Raw genomic sequence first — 14,751 nt, 5'->3', positions numbered from 1 at the left:
GTCAGGTCGCCGCTGAGGACCGGAGCGGCCCGAACCGCCGTCGGTTGCGGCCTTGCCCGCGCGGACGAACGCGCGGTCAGGGCAGCCGGAACGCCGGGTCGGCCTGCGCGGCCGGATCGACCGCGAGGTCGGCGAGGGTCTCGCCGATGCCGGTCGCGAACTTGAACCCGTGCCCGGAGAAGCCCGCGCCCACCACCAGCGAACCGCGCCGGTCCAGGACGAAGCGGCCGCCCTCCGTCGAGGTGTAGGTGCAGCTGATGAAGGATGCCGCGTCCGCGTCGAGTCCCGGCATCCACTCCCGCACGTACGCGCGCAGCGCGTCCTCGTGCGTGGGCGTGAACGGACGGATGTCGGGGTCGACCACGGCGCCGACCCGGTGGAACCCGACCTTGACGCCCTCGCCCGGGGTGGGCATGCCGTACACGTCGCCGGGGACGCCCACGAGGTGGTTGAAGGACGGCCAGGCGGCGGGCGCGGCGACCTCCGCGAAGTGGGCGGGACTCTCCTCGGTGACCGTGAGCGGCGGCAGCGCGATCAGTCCGGCCAGCAGCGGCGCGCTCCACGCGCCGACCGTGACGACCGCGACCGGTGCCGTGAGTTCGGCGTCGTCGCGGACGCGCACCGTGACCTCGTCCGGGCGCGGCTCGATCGCGGTGACCTCGGCCCCGTAGCGCACCTCGCCGCCGAGCGCGACGATCCGCCGCTCCAGTTCCCGCAGTGCGGCGGAGGCGCGGACGACGCCGGCGTCGGGCGAGTGCAGCACGGTCTGCTCGAAGCGCATGCCCGGCCACCGTCGTGCCGCCTCGGTGCCGCTGAGGAGCTCGGCCGGGATGCCGCGGTCGTGCAGGGCAGCCTCGGTGGCGATCAGCTCCGCGGGACGCCCGTGGCTGACCAGGCCGTGCAGGCGAAGCAGCGGCTCACCGCCGGGGGTGCCCAGGTCGGCCCACCCGCCTCGTGCCCGTTCGAGCAGGTCCAGGTAGGCCGGCTCCGCGTAGGCGTTGTTGTAGTTGCGGGTCGCGCCGTGGGACGCGCCGCGCAGGTGCCCGCGCTCGAAGCGCTCCAGCACCAGCGGGCGGTGTCCGCGGCGGGTCAGCGCCCAGGCGGTGGCGAGTCCCATCACGCCGCCGCCGAGGATCAGATGCGAAAAGCGGTCAGGCATGGGCGGGCTCCTCATCGGCGGGCGCGGAACGGACCGTCCGAGCGGGCGCGGCCCGCGCTGCCCTCCGCGTGGCGGCGACGTGCGCGAGCGCGGCGCGGGCCGCGGCATCCGCCTCGCGCAGGACCGGCGAATTCGTCCCCGGGACCGGCGCGATGAGCGTGTACACGCGGGCATCCTCGTGCGGCACGCCGATCGAGTGCAGCCCGGCCAGGACCGTGCCGTCGGCCCCGACCAGGGCGCCATCGGCGGCGCGGATGTCGACGGCATCCGAGGCGGACCCGTCGGCGTGCCGCCACGGGCGCGCCAGTCCGCGCGAGCGCAGCGCCCCCAGCAGCGGGTCGGCGGTGCGCTGCACGGTCTGCGGCGGCAGCCACGCCTCCACCAGCGCGGACACCCGCACGGCCGGATGCCGGTCACCGGAGACGGTCACCGCATCCTCGCCGGCGTCCACGCGCATCCCGGGGCCGAGGAAGGCGACGACGCCGGCGCGGTGCAGCGCCAGCAGCTGCCGCGGTCGCACCAGCGGGGGTCCGCTGCCGAACGACGCGGCCGTCGCGAGGAACCGCCGGTACGCGGCATACGAGTCCGGGGTGAGCCCGCCGAACGCGACGAGGTCGATCAGCGCACTGCGCGCGGCCTGGTAGGAGTGCAGCGCGGCCTTCAGCGGGCTGTCCAGGCCTGCGACGGCCTCGACCGCGTCGCGGGCGACCACCTCGGCGATCACCGCGTCGATGTCGTCCTCCGGATCGGCGGCGCGCAGCGGCTCGCCCGCCGCAGCGAGGTCGATGCGGTCGGCGGGGTCCGGAACGTGCGCGGCGACCAGCGCGTCGATCTCCTCGCCCGACGCGATTGCGGAGAGGAGAGCGGCGGCATCCGATACCGCCTGCGGCCGGACGCGGGCGAGGGTCTGGTACCCGTCCACCAGCGCGTCGCGCTCGATCAGCGGCAGCACGTCGACGGTGAAATCGACCGGTCGGCGCGCGATGAGCGCGGGCAGCGCGCCGCGCAGCACTCGCTGGGCGGGAAAGCCGGGGACGCCGCCGAACAGCGGCTTGGCGCGGTAGGGCACCCCGCGCCCGGACCCGGCCAGGATGCGCGGCTCGCGCCCGCTGGGCAGGTACTGCAGCGTTCCGTCCGCCTGCTCCGCGAAGGACCCGCCCCGACCCTCGGTGAGCAGACTCACCGTGTCGAAGAAGCCCATTCCCAGGCCCCGCACGGCGATCGTCTCGCCCGCGCCGATGGCGGAGAGGTCCTGGTCGATCGGGTTGTCGGGCGGGACGATCAGCGGATGCCGCGGCCCATCGTCGCGGGCCAGCCATCCGGTCGCCAGGATCACGGCGTCGACCACGCCACGGGGCCCGGCATCGGTGCGGATGCGGAATCCGCTGCCGGTCGGCACCAGGTCGATGACCCGCTCCGCGGTGACCGCCACCTCGATGGTCGGGGGCGCGGCCTGCGCGATGGCCGCGAAGCACCAGCGCAGGTAGTGGCCGTACAGCAGTCGGCTGGGGCTGGTGCCGGCGACCGTGCGGGCCGCCTCCGCGCGCACGACCTCGGGCAGGTCGGCCAGCCCGGGCTCGCCGCTGACCTGTTCGCACCAGTGCGCGAGAGTCGGTCCCGGGCGGACCGGGCCGGCGCACCGGACGGTCTCGTCGCAGAACACGGTGGACTGCGACGCGACGGTGTTCATGATCAGCTCGGGGCGCTGCCCCGCCCGCCAGATCCGTCCTGATCCCGGCGGGTGCGGGTCGAAGACCTCGATCCGCAGCGGCGCATCCAGGAGCTCCGGCGCGCTGGCCAGGAGCCGCTCCACCAGCACCGTGCCGCGGACGCTGGCTCCGATCACGGCGATGCGCGCGCCCGACACTGCCATTTCGCGCCCTCCGGTCCGGTCGTCCTGCTCGATCATCCCAGTCGGTCCCGGGCACTGCGAATTCGCCGCCCTTTCAGGGCTACTGTGACGCACTGTGTCGCCGGATTCGAGCGCGGACGGACGCCTCCGTAACGTCATACTGCTCCGCACCGCCCGAGGTAGCCGAGCCCGAGCCTTCCAGGAGTCCTCATGCGCTTGTCCCGCCCTGCCGTCGCGATCGCCGGCGTTGCCGCGCTCGCCCTCGCCCTCTCGGCCTGCGCGTCCGGCGCGGGAAGCGCCGACACCTCCGGTTCCGTCGCCGAGCCTGTCCGCTTCGGCGTCGCGTTGCCGCAGACCGGCGACCAGGCGCAGTACGGCGAGTACTTCGAGCAGGGCTTCGAGCTGGCCCTCGCGCAGATCAACGACGCCGGCGGCGTCGACGGCCGCGACGTCGAGCTCGTCTACGAAGACACCCAGGCCGACCCCGCCCAGGCGGCCTCGGTCGCGCAGAAGTTCGTCGACGACGCGTCCATCCTCTCCGTGCTCGGCGACTTCGGCACGCCCGCCACCGCCGCGGGCAGCCCGATCTACCAGGCCGCCGGACTGGCGCAGTTTGCCTTCTCCGCGTCCGCGTCCACGGTCACCGACCCGGGCGACTACATCTTCGCGACCTGGGTGTCCCAGGAGTACGAGGCGCCGCGTCTGGCCGAGTTCGCCGCCGAGCAGGGCGACAAGGCCGCCGTGTTCTACCACGACACCGACTGGGGCCTGAACACGCACGGGTTCTTCGCCGAAGGTGCCGAGGACGCCGGTCTGGAGGAGGTCTACGCCACCGGCTACAACCCGGAGAGCACAGACTTCCGCCCGCTGCTGCTGGCCGCGCAGGCCGCCGACCCCGAGGTCATCGTCCTGATCTCCTATGCGGCCGACGGCGCCCTGATCACCGCTCAGGCGCGCGAGCTGGGCATCGATGTGCCGATCGTGGGCATCAGCTCGATCTACAACCAGCAGTTCGTCGAACTGGCCGCCGACGCGGCCGAAGGCGTTCAGACGCTGAGCTACTTCACGCCCGCCAACCCGGACGAGAAGGTGCAGGCCTTCATCGCCGACTTCGCCGCCGAGTATGACGTCGAAACGCCCCCCGATTACGCCATCCGCGCGTACGACGCCCTCTCCGTGGTCGTCCAGGCCGCCGAGCAGGCGGCAACGGCGGGCGAGCTGACCCGGGAGAGCCTGCGCGATGCGCTGGCCGAGGGCAGCGACTTCGACACGATCCTGTACGGGCCGATCACCTTCGCCGATAACCGCCGCGTCGTGGATGCCGACCAGTACGCCCTCGTCATCCGCGACGGCGCGTTCGAACTGCGCGACTGACCCTGCGCATGCCGGTGCGCGGAAGCCGCAGCGCAACCCGCACCGGCGTGCTGGGATAATCGACTCGAATGGACATCCTTCTCGCCGGCATCGTCGGGGGCTCGACGTACGCCTTGCTGGCCGTCGGGGTCTCGCTGATCTTCGGCGTCTCCAACATCGTCAACTTCGCACAGGGATCGGTCTTCGCCGCCGGCGGCATGCTGGGCTGGTTCTTCGCCGAAGTGCTCGGCTGGCAGCTGTGGGCCGTGCTGCTGGGCGTGATCGTCTTCACCAGCCTGCTCGGCTTCGTGATCTACCTGATCGCGGTCCGGCCGCTGCGCGCCGCGCCGGGGATCGCCGTGCTGCTGGCGACCTTCGCAGCCGGCATCATCATCGACAACACCTCGCAGCGCGTGTTCGGCGCCGAGACCCGGCGTTTTCCGCCGCTGCTGGAGCGCAGCAACCTCGAGCTGTTCGGCTTCCGCTTCGGCACGATCGCGATCGTCATCATCGGCGTCGCCGTCGTGTGCGTCACGGTGCTGGCCATCGTGCTGGCCAAGACCCGGGTGGGCCGCGCCATCCGGGCGACATCGCAGGATGCCGAGGCCGCCGCGCAGATGGGCATCCCCGTCGCGCGCATCCAGGCGGTCTCCTTCGTGGTCGCCTCCGCCCTGGGCGGGGTCGCGGGCGTGCTCGTGGGCATGTACTTCTCGAACGTGTCGCCGTCGATGGGATTCACCGCCGGCATCCAGGCGTTCGCGGCCGCCACGATCGGCGGGCTCGGCTCGCTGCCCGGCGCGATCGTGGGAGGCCTCGTGCTCGGGGTGGCCGAGGCGTTCGGCGTCGCCCTGTGGGGCGATTCGGTGCGCCAGCTGATCACCTTCGGCGCGCTCATCCTGGTGCTGTGGATCAGGCCGAACGGCATCCTGGGGCGACGCTCCACGACCGCGAGCGAGCCCATGACCGGCACGTTCTTCGGTGCCGGCAAGCCGGTGCGACTGAACCGGTGGGTCGCCGTCGGACTGATCGCCGCCGGCGCGCTGGTTCCGCTGATCGCGGGGGACTACCTGCTTCGCACCGGGGCACTGGTGTGGATCTACGCCCTGTTCGCCCTCTCGGTCACTCTGGCCGGCGGCTTCGCCGGCCAGATCGTGCTGGGTCAGGCTGGGGCGCTCGCGATCGGCGCGTACACGTCGGCGCTGCTGGTGACCCAGGCGGGCTGGGACTTCTGGGCCAGCTTCGTGGCCGCCGGGCTGGTCGCGGCCATCTTCAGCGTCGTGATCACCGCTCCCACCTGGCGTCTGCGCGGGCACTACGTGTCCATGGCCACGCTGGCCACCGGGGCGTTCATCGCGGCGCTGGCGCTGAACCTCGGGGGCATCACCAACGGCGCCCGCGGCATCTTCGGCATCCCTCGCCCCACCGTGTTCGGCCTGTCGGTGAACTCCGCCACCGGGATGTACCTGCTGACGTTCGCGATCCTGGTCCTGGCACTCCTGGTGGTGTCCGGACTCGGCTCGTCGCACCTGGGCCGCACGTGGGCCGCGGTGCGCGAGGACGAGATCGCGGCTGCGGCCAGCGGCATCCACCCCGCCGCATACAAGTCCCTCGCCTTCGGGCTGGGCTCGGTCCTGGCCGGCTTCGCCGGTGCCCTGTACGCCGCGCAGGTGACGTTCATCGAGCCGTCCCAGTTCGGCATCTCCCTGTCCGTGCTCGCGGTGACCATCGCGATCCTGGGCGGTCTGCGCGCGCCGATGGGCGCCATCGTCGGCGCGGTCATCCTGGTCGGCATCCCCGAGCTGTTCCGGCCGCTCGCCGATTGGCGCCTGCTGTTCTACGGCGTCGTGCTGCTGCTGCTGATCCTGCTGCGACCGCAGGGGATCTGGGCGCGGTCCGACCGGGTCCTCGGGCGGCGACGCCGGCGGGCGAGCGTGGAATCGGAGGTCGTGTCATGACGGATGCCGCGGTTCTGGACGTGTCCGGTCTGTCCAAACGGTTCGGCGGGCTGACCGTCGTCGACGACGTGTCCTTCCAGTTGCGCGCCGGCGAGGTGCTCTCCATCGTGGGCCCGAACGGCAGCGGCAAGACCACGACACTCAACATGATCTGCGGCACCCTGCCCGCCGACGCCGGCACGGTGGTGCTGGACGGCGAGCGGATCTCCGGGCGCAAGGCGTACCGGATCGCGGAGAAGGGACTGACCCGGACGTTCCAGAACGGCCGGGTGATCGGCAACCTCACGATCGCCGAGAACGTGCTGGTCGGACTCGAGCCCGTGCAGCGCGTGGGGCGTCCGCTGCCGCGTCTGCGACACATCCCGGGGATCCGCTGGATCCCGCTGCTGGCCGAGACCTTCGGTGCCCTGTTCCCGTCGCGGGCGCGGCGACGGCAGGACGCGGCCGATCATGCCCACGTCGTGGCGGAGCTGGACCGGTTCGGCACGCGGCTCGCGCCGCGCGTCGACGACTACGCGTATTCGCTGTCCTATGCGAACCGGCGCAGGACCGAGATCGCGCGCGCCCTGGTCTCCGGTCCCCGCGTGCTGGTCCTGGACGAGCCGACTGCCGGGATGAACCAGACCGAGACCGGCGAGGTGCTGCAGCAGCTGCAGGAGCTGAAGCGGCAGGGTCAGACGGTGCTGCTGGTCGAGCACAAGCTGGATCTTGTGTTCCGGCTCAGCGACCGCGTCCTCGTCCTGGACGAGGGGCGCGTCATCGCGCACGGCACGCCCGAGCAGGTCCGCCGCGACCCCCGCGTGATTGAGGCGTATCTGGGCAAAGCCTTCGCCGAGGCGGTGCAGGAATGACCGAGCCACTGCTGGAATTCCGCGACGTGAGCGTCGACTACGGCGCAAGCCCGGCACTGGTCGATGTGTCACTCACCCTCGACGCCGGCGAGGTCGTGTCCCTGCTCGGCGGCAACGCGTCGGGCAAGTCGACCACGATGAAGACGGCCCTCGGACTGGTGCGACCGGTGCGCGGCACCGTGCACTTCGCCGACGAGGACATCACCCGCTGGAGCACCCCCCGCCGCATCGCCGCCGGGCTGGCCTCGGTTCCCGAAGCGCGGCGCGTGTTCGGTGCGATGACCGTGGAGGACAACCTGCTCACCGGGGCCTACGTCCGCCCGGGCCGGGCCAAGAGCCGCACGCTCGCCGAGGTGTACGCGTTCTTCCCGCGCCTGGCCGAACGGCGCCGGCAGGCCGCGGGCACGATGTCCGGGGGCGAGCAGCAGATGCTCGCGTTCGGACGCGCCCTGATGAGCCGACCGCGCCTGATCTGCATGGACGAGCCCACCATGGGGCTCGCGCCGATCGTGGTCGAGCGGGTGCTGGAATTCATCGGCTCGATGCGCACGGACTGGGGGGTGAGCGTGTTCATGGTCGAGCAGAACGCCGAATTGGCCCTGCAGGTCGCCGACCGCGGCTACGTCCTGCGCACCGGACACATCGCCATCGCCGGGTCCGCGCAGACCCTGCTCGCCCACCCGGGGGTCCGCGAGGCCTACCTCGGCCGCGCTCTCGAGGACGACGATCCGCTGCGCCTGGCCGAATCGATCACGGATGCCGCGGCATCCGGAACACACCCGGAAGGACGCCCCGCACCGTGACCGATGTCATCCGCGAGATCGCCGAGACCGACTCCGACGCCCCCCGCGCGCACCGTCCCGCCGTGCGCGAAGCGGCGCAGGCCGCCTACGATGCGCTGTTCGAGGTCGAGCTCGCCGACCCGGTGCCCGGCGTCGACGCCGACCTGCGGCACCTCATCGCCGCGCGCGCCGCATGGGTGGACCGAGACGCGGCCGCCACCGAGTGGTACCTCGCTCGCACCGCCCACCCCGAGGCCGCCGCGCTGGCCACCGACGGCCCGGACGGCGCAGCGGGTGTGCGCGCTCCCCGTCGGATCCGCGCCGCCCTGCGCCACGTCGACCTGCTCGTCGCTCGTCCCGCCGCATCCACCCGAGACGACCTGACCGCGCTGACGGCGGCCGGCTGGAGCGCCGCCGAGGTGATCGTGATCAGCCAGATCGTCGGATTCGTCAGCTACCAGGTGCGCGTCGCGCACGCCCTGCGCGTGCAGGAGGAGCTGGCGCTCGCGGAGGAGGACGCATGAGCACCCGCTTCACCATCGCCGAGCGCGCCTGGCACGCGTGGATCACTCCGGTCGGGCCGGACACCGGGACACCCGCGCAGATCGAGGCGTACGAATCCAGCGTGTGGCCGGACTCGCCGTACTTCCGGCTGCTCGCCTGGCACCCCGCTGCCCTGTCCACCCGCACCGACCTGGACCGCGCCATCTTCCTCGGCCGCCCGGGCCTTGCGCGCGGTGAACGCGAGCTCGCCGCGACCGTCGCCTCGCGCTACAACGGCTGCGAGCTGTGCGCGAGCGTGCACGCGCGCTTCACCGCCACCTTCACCACGCGCGAAGCCGACGTGATCCGCCTCCTCGAGGAGGGCGTCGACACCGAGCTGGACGAGCGCTGGCGCGCCATCGCGGACGCCGCCACGGCGCTGACCGCCTCGCCGCCCCGCTTCGCCGCGCACCACGTCGTCCGTCTCCGCGAGGTCGGGCTCTCGCCCGCGGACATCCAGGACGTCGTGGAGGCCGCCGCGTTCTTCGCCTGGGCGAACCGGCTCATGATGAGCCTCGGCGAGCCCGCGGCGCCGGATGCGTCGGACCAAGAGGCGATCGCCAACCAGCGGGCCGCGGACCGGAGCGCCGCGCAGGAGCGCGCCCGCGCGAGCGCCGCGCCGGCCGCGTGAACTCCGCTCCCGCCGGCCGAGCGTCGGCCGCTCCCGCCTTCGGCGCGAGCCCGCTCCCGCCGTGGGACGCGACGACGCAGGCAAGCGCGGGGTGGCGGTGCCGCGGCATACGTTCCCCTACGCTGGGCGAATGATCCGGACGCGACGGCACCCGGCGGCGACGCAGTCCACGGCTCGCCTGGAGGCGTTCACGGACGGCGTCTTCGCGATCGCCGCGACCTTGCTGGTGCTGGATCTGACCACCCACCCGTTCGGCAAGGTCGCCACCGACGCCCAGATGTGGGCCGAGCTGGGCGGCATGTGGGAGCTGTTCCTGAACTTCGGGCTCAGTTTCGCGCTGCTGTGCCTGCTGTGGACCACGCACGTGCAGCAGTTCGAGCACATCGCCCGCGTGGATGCCAGGCTGATCTGGCTCAACAACGCGCGGTTGCTGTTCATCGTGCTGGTCCCGTTCGCCACCAGCCTGACCACCGACTACTCCGAGTTCCTGGCCGGGCGTCTGCTCATGCCGGTCACCTTCTTCCTCGCGATCGTGTGCGGATGGCTGCAGTGGACGTGGGCGGTGCGCAATCGCGCCGTGATGCTTCCGGACATGTCGGAGGAGGATGTGCGGGCAGCCGCGCGGGCTGCGCTGAGCGCCGTTCTGATCTCGGGCGGGGTCGTCGTCCTGGCGCCGTGGGTGGGTTCGATCGCGTTCCTGCTGTTCGTCCTGGATGGTCCGCTGACCAGGGCGCTGCGCAGCCGCTGAGAACTCCCTCGCGCCGGATGCCGCTCCCGGCGTACCGTGGACGGCATGTGCCGCAACATCCACACCCTTCACAACTTCGAGCCGGCGGCGACCTCCGAAGAGGTGCACGCGGCCGCGCTGCAGTACGTCCGCAAGATCGCGGGCACGACCAAGCCGTCCAAGGCCAACCAGGAGGCCTTCGACCGCGCCGTGCACGAGATCGCGCACGTCACCGCGCACCTGCTCGAGGACCTCGTCGCGGTCGCCCCGCCCAAGAACCGCGAGGAGGAGGCCGCCAAGGCCCGCGCGCGGGCCGTCGCCTCCGGACGGTATTCGGCCGCGTAGCGGGCGCCCCCTTCGCGCGCTTCCTCCCTTCCGGCGCTCCGCGCTGCCCCCCTTCCGGCGCTCCGCGCTGTCCCCCTTCCGGCTCGCCTGTCACGTTCTGCTCCTCGGGTCGGCGTGTTGTGACAGGTGAGCGGAGGGGGGTTTCGGTTCGCCTGTCACGTTCTGCTCCTCGGGTCGGCGTGTTGTGACAGGGGAGCGGAGAGGGGTTCCGGTTCGCCTGTCGCGTTCTGCCGCGCGGGTCGGCGTGTTGTGACAGGGGAGCCGAGGGTCGTGCAGAGAGGGAGGGATGCCGCGGTCGGCGCGGCAGGAACCGCCGTGGCCACCGCGGCCCGAACCGGCCCGGGTAGGCTGATCGTGTGAGCATGGAGATCGAGATCGGTCGCGCGAAGCGCGCGCGTCGCGCCTATACGTTCGACGACATCGCGGTCGTTCCGTCCCGCCGCACCCGCAACCCGGAGGACGTCTCCACCGCGTGGTCGATCGACGCGTTCCAATTCGACATCCCGGTCCTCGGTGCTCCGATGGACTCGGTCGTCAGCCCGGCCACCGCCATCATGCTCGGCCAGCTCGGCGGCCTGGGCGTACTGGATCTCGAGGGCCTGTGGACCCGCTACGACGACCCGGAGCCGTACCTCGCCGAGATCGCCGCGCTCGACGCCGGCGACGCCACGCAGCGGATGCAGGAGCTGTACTCCGAGCCGATCAAGCCCGAGCTGGTGCGCGATCGCCTCGCCGAGATCCGCGCGGGCGGCGTCACCGTAGCCGGCGCCCTGACTCCGCAGCGCACCCAGCAGCTGTACGAGACGGTCGTCGCGGCCGGCGTCGACCTGTTCGTGATCCGCGGCACGACCGTCTCGGCGGAGCACGTCTCCAGCGTCGAGACGCCCCTGAACCTGAAGAAGTTCATCTACGACCTGGACGTGCCGGTCATCGTCGGCGGTGCCTCGACCTACACCGCCGCCCTGCACCTGATGCGCACCGGCGCCGCGGGCGTGCTCGTCGGCTTCGGCGGAGGAGCGGCATCCACCACCCGCGCCACCCTCGGCATCCACGCGCCGATGGCCACCGCCGTCTCGGACGTGGCCGGGGCGCGACGCGACTACCTCGACGAGTCCGGCGGCCGCTACGTGCACGTCATCGCCGACGGCGGCGTGGGCACCTCGGGCGACATCGTCAAGGCGCTCGCCATGGGCGCGGATGCCGTCATGCTCGGCGTCGCGCTCTCGCGGGCCACCGATGCCCCCGGCCGCGGCTACCACTGGGGCGCCGAGGCGGTGCACTCGAAGCTGCCGCGCGGACGCCGTGTCCGCGTCGAGCAGGTCACCACGCTGGAGTCGGTGCTGTACGGTCCCGCGCCGGTGGCCGACGGCACCGCGAACCTGATCGGCGCGCTGCGCAAGTCGATGGCCACGACGGGATACTCCGACCTCAAGGAGTTCCAGCGGGTCGAGGTCGTCGTCGCCCCGTACAGCGCGGGATGACCAGCCCCGACCTGCCCGAGGTCTTTCCGCCGACGCTGCGCGAAGTCCTGCTGCGGCCGCAATGGATCGCGCTGCTGGCCCTGTGCCTGGTCGTGGCCGGTGTGTTCGCGTGGCTCGGGCAGTGGCAGCTCGGCCGCGCCGTCGACATGGATCCGACCCCGCCCGGCGCGACCGAGGAGGTGCGGCCGATCGCCGAGGTGGTGGAGCCGGGACAGTACCTGTCCGAGCCCCTCGTCGGCCAGCGTGTGACCGTTACCGGCACCTGGGTCCCGGACGACTTCATCATCGTCGCCTCCCGCTTCAACGACGGCGCCGAGGGGTACTGGGTCACCGGTCAGTTCCGGGTGGCCGGCGACGCCGCGGCGCCGGTATCGGTCGCGGTGGCGATCGGCTGGGCTCCCACGCTGGCCGAGGCGGAGGCCGCCGTGGAGGTGCTGAATCGGGATGCCGCGGCGCAGGACGCCGCCGAGACCCCACTCGCCATCACCGGCCGCCTCATCTCCGACGAGGGGACCGCGCTGCCGCCGAGCGGCGCCGACCCGTTCACGCTGACCCGGATGTCGCCCGCCGCGCTGCTGTCGCGGTGGCACGACGCGGACGGCCTCAGCGTCTACCGGCAGTACGTGGCGGCCGAAGTGCCTCAGGGGCCGCTCGAGGCGATCTCCTCTCCCGCTCCGGAAGAGGGTTCGGACGTGAACTGGCTGAACATCTTCTACGCCGCCGAGTGGGCCGTCTTCGCCGGCTTCGCGTTCTACCTCTGGTACCGGCTGGCCCGCGACGCCTGGGAGAAGGAGTTGGAAGACCTGGAGGATGCTGCGGCTGCGGCATCCGGTCCCGACGGACCCCCAGAATCCCGCGGGTAGACTGGGGATCATGCCCCGCGCCCCCAAACTCGCAACGTTTCCTGCGATCCGCGGAGCCCTGAAGTTCTACGAGATCTGCGCCATCATCACCGGTGTCGGCCTGCTCCTGCTGGTCGCCGAGATGATCCTGAAGTACACGCCGCTGCACCTCGAGCTCTTTGCCGGGGGCTCCGGAGGATTCCTCTGGCTCGCGCCGGTGATCGCCGGGCCGACGTGCGAGTGGTGGTCGCTGTTCGCGCCGATGACCAACGACTGCGAGATGATCTCGGCCGGCGACGGGTTCAACATCTCGCTGTTCATCCTCGTCGCGCACGGCTGGTTCTACGTCGTGTACCTCTTCTCCAGCTTCCGCATCTGGAGCCTGATGCGGTGGCCGTTCCCGCGCTTCATCACGCTCGCACTGGGCGGGGTCATACCCGCCCTGTCCTTCTTCATGGAGGCGCGCGTCGCGCGCGAGGTGAACGACTACCTCACCGCCCGAGAGGCCGCCGAAGCAGCACCCCCCACTCCCGTCACCGCAGCGGAAGGCTCCCGTTGACCCAGCAGACCCAGACTCCCGACCTGCCCGCGACGGAGACCGAGCAGCGGCCCGTCCTGGTCGTCGACTTCGGCGCGCAGTACGCCCAGCTGATCGCCCGCCGCGTCCGCGAGGCCGGCGTGTACAGCGAGATCGTGCCGCACACCGCCACCGCGGCCGAGATCGCCGCGAAGAACCCGGTCGGGCTCATCCTCTCCGGCGGACCGTCCTCGGTGTACGAGCCGGGCGCTCCGTCGCTGGATTCGGGGGTGTTCGACCTCGGCGTGCCCACGCTCGGCATCTGCTACGGATTCCAGGTGATGGCCCAGGCCCTCGGCGGCGAGGTCGCCAACACCGGACTGCGCGAATACGGGGCGACGGATGCCGCGCTCTCCGGCGACGGCGGCGTACTGCTGTCGGGGCAGCCGTCCGCGCAGAACGTGTGGATGAGCCACGGCGACCAGGTCTCCAAAGCCCCGGAGGGCTTCGACGTGCTCGCCTCGACCGCAGCGACCCCGGTCGCCGCGTTCGGCAGCGACGAACGGCGCATGTACGGCGTGCAGTGGCACCCCGAGGTCAAGCACACCGACCACGGGCAGCGGGTCATCGAGAATTTCCTGCACAAGGCGGCCGGGCTCGCCGCCGACTGGAACAGCGGCAACGTCATCGCCGAGCAGGTCGCGCGCATCCGTGAGCAGATCGGCACCGGCCGTGTGATCTGCGGTCTGTCCGGCGGCGTCGATTCCGCCGTCGCGGCGGCGCTCGTGCACGAAGCCGTCGGCGACCAGTTGGTGTGCATCTTCGTCGACCACGGCCTGCTGCGAAAGAATGAGCGCGAGCAGGTCGAGCAGGACTACGTCGCCTCCACCGGCGTCCGCCTGGTGACCGTCGACGCCCGCGAGCAGTTCCTGAACGCGCTGGCCGGCGTGAGCGATCCCGAGCAGAAGCGCAAGATCATCGGCCGTGAGTTCATCCGCTCGTTCGAGGCGGCCGAGAAGACGCTGCTGGCCGAGGCGGCCGCCGACGGCGAGCCGATCCGCTTCCTGGTGCAGGGGACCCTCTACCCGGACGTCGTGGAATCCGGCGGCGGGTCCGGCACCGCGAACATCAAGTCCCACCACAACGTGGGCGGGCTGCCCGAGGACCTCCAGTTCGAGCTCGTCGAGCCGCTCCGGGCGCTGTTCAAGGACGAGGTCCGCGCGATCGGACGCGAACTGGGCCTGCCCGAGGTGATCGTCGGCCGCCAGCCGTTTCCGGGCCCCGGCCTCGGCATCCGCATCGTGGGTGAGGTCACCGCTGACCGCCTCGAGATTCTGCGTGACGCCGACGCGATCGCCCGCGAAGAGCTGACCCGTGCCGGACTGGACTCGCAGATCTGGCAGTGCCCGGTCGTGCTGCTGGCCGACGTGCGCTCCGTCGGCGTGCAGGGCGACGGACGCACCTACGGTCACCCGATCGTGCTGCGCCCGGTCTCGTCCGAGGACGCGATGACCGCGGACTGGACCCGGCTGCCGTACGACGTGCTGGCCCGCATCTCCAACCGCATCACCAATGAGGTTCGCGACGTCAACCGGGTCGTGCTCGATGTCACGAGCAAGCCCCCGGGGACGATCGAGTGGGAGTAGACACGGCCGGAGCGCGCTGAACCGGAATCCGCCGGACGCCATGCCGATTCGACGCGGGGCCTCCCGG

General features: G+C 71.9%; 14 protein-coding genes. 12 read left to right on the top strand and 2 right to left on the bottom strand.

Features of this window, described 5'->3' with window-relative positions; translation table 11 throughout:
* Window positions 1-76: 76 nt before the first annotated feature.
* Together QNO12_RS13580 and QNO12_RS13575 are read right to left on the bottom strand one after the other, a co-directional pair.
* A complete protein-coding gene (locus QNO12_RS13580; RefSeq protein WP_257501625.1) occupies window positions 77-1,159 on the bottom strand; it encodes an FAD-dependent oxidoreductase in 1,083 nt (360 codons plus the stop codon).
* Window positions 1,152-3,032 carry an FAD/NAD(P)-binding protein gene (locus tag QNO12_RS13575; RefSeq protein ID WP_257501626.1) on the bottom strand — a complete coding sequence of 627 codons (1,881 nt, stop codon included), beginning with the start codon at window positions 3,030-3,032 and terminating at the stop codon, window positions 1,152-1,154. The genes QNO12_RS13580 and QNO12_RS13575 overlap by 8 nt, the downstream gene beginning before the upstream one ends.
* A gap of 189 nt (window positions 3,033-3,221) precedes the next feature.
* Here QNO12_RS13575 and QNO12_RS13570 point away from each other — a divergent pair, with 189 nt between their 5' ends.
* The 12 genes from QNO12_RS13570 (at window position 3,222) to guaA (ending at window position 14,684) form a co-directional block, all read left to right on the top strand.
* Complete coding sequence (locus QNO12_RS13570) at window positions 3,222-4,385, top strand: ABC transporter substrate-binding protein (RefSeq protein ID WP_257501627.1); 1,164 nt, start codon at window positions 3,222-3,224, stop codon at window positions 4,383-4,385.
* Between the two features lie 68 nt (window positions 4,386-4,453).
* Window positions 4,454-6,319: an ABC transporter permease gene (locus tag QNO12_RS13565; protein ID WP_257501628.1), complete on the top strand. Its 1,866-nt coding sequence runs from the start codon at window positions 4,454-4,456 to the stop codon at window positions 6,317-6,319.
* A complete protein-coding gene (locus QNO12_RS13560; protein ID WP_257501629.1) occupies window positions 6,316-7,170 on the top strand; it encodes an ABC transporter ATP-binding protein in 855 nt (284 codons plus the stop codon). Before QNO12_RS13565 ends, QNO12_RS13560 begins: the two co-directional genes overlap by 4 nt.
* Window positions 7,167-7,973: an ABC transporter ATP-binding protein gene (locus QNO12_RS13555; protein WP_257501630.1), complete on the top strand. Its 807-nt coding sequence runs from the start codon at window positions 7,167-7,169 to the stop codon at window positions 7,971-7,973. Before QNO12_RS13560 ends, QNO12_RS13555 begins: the two co-directional genes overlap by 4 nt.
* Window positions 7,970-8,476, top strand: coding sequence for a carboxymuconolactone decarboxylase family protein (locus QNO12_RS13550; RefSeq protein ID WP_257501631.1), 507 nt, complete (start codon window positions 7,970-7,972; stop codon window positions 8,474-8,476). Before QNO12_RS13555 ends, QNO12_RS13550 begins: the two co-directional genes overlap by 4 nt.
* On the top strand, window positions 8,473-9,126 hold the full coding sequence (locus QNO12_RS13545; protein ID WP_257501632.1) for a peroxidase-related enzyme: 654 nt from the start codon (window positions 8,473-8,475) through the stop codon (window positions 9,124-9,126). Before QNO12_RS13550 ends, QNO12_RS13545 begins: the two co-directional genes overlap by 4 nt.
* 130 nt (window positions 9,127-9,256) lie before the next feature.
* Complete coding sequence (locus QNO12_RS13540; protein WP_257501633.1) at window positions 9,257-9,874, top strand: TMEM175 family protein; 618 nt, start codon at window positions 9,257-9,259, stop codon at window positions 9,872-9,874.
* 45 nt (window positions 9,875-9,919) lie between these two features.
* On the top strand, window positions 9,920-10,198 hold the full coding sequence (locus tag QNO12_RS13535; protein WP_257501634.1) for a DUF2277 domain-containing protein: 279 nt from the start codon (window positions 9,920-9,922) through the stop codon (window positions 10,196-10,198).
* A gap of 362 nt (window positions 10,199-10,560) precedes the next feature.
* The gene (locus QNO12_RS13530; RefSeq protein ID WP_257501682.1) at window positions 10,561-11,679 is read left to right on the top strand and encodes a GuaB3 family IMP dehydrogenase-related protein; all 1,119 of its coding nucleotides are present in this window, start codon (window positions 10,561-10,563) and stop codon (window positions 11,677-11,679) included.
* On the top strand, window positions 11,676-12,542 hold the full coding sequence (locus tag QNO12_RS13525; RefSeq protein WP_257501635.1) for an SURF1 family protein: 867 nt from the start codon (window positions 11,676-11,678) through the stop codon (window positions 12,540-12,542). The genes QNO12_RS13530 and QNO12_RS13525 overlap by 4 nt, the downstream gene beginning before the upstream one ends.
* 10 nt (window positions 12,543-12,552) lie before the next feature.
* A complete protein-coding gene (locus QNO12_RS13520; RefSeq protein ID WP_257501636.1) occupies window positions 12,553-13,080 on the top strand; it encodes a DUF3817 domain-containing protein in 528 nt (175 codons plus the stop codon).
* Window positions 13,077-14,684, top strand: coding sequence for a glutamine-hydrolyzing GMP synthase (guaA, locus tag QNO12_RS13515; RefSeq protein WP_285178020.1), 1,608 nt, complete (start codon window positions 13,077-13,079; stop codon window positions 14,682-14,684). Before QNO12_RS13520 ends, guaA begins: the two co-directional genes overlap by 4 nt.
* The last annotated feature ends 67 nt before the right edge of the window (window positions 14,685-14,751 follow it).

It is taken from the genome of Microbacterium sp. zg-B185 (assembly GCF_030246885.1).
In the GTDB taxonomy this organism is placed as follows: domain Bacteria; phylum Actinomycetota; class Actinomycetes; order Actinomycetales; family Microbacteriaceae; genus Microbacterium.
The sequence above is the reverse complement of the archived record's forward strand: the minus strand, read 5'-3'. Positions and strand labels throughout refer to the sequence as shown.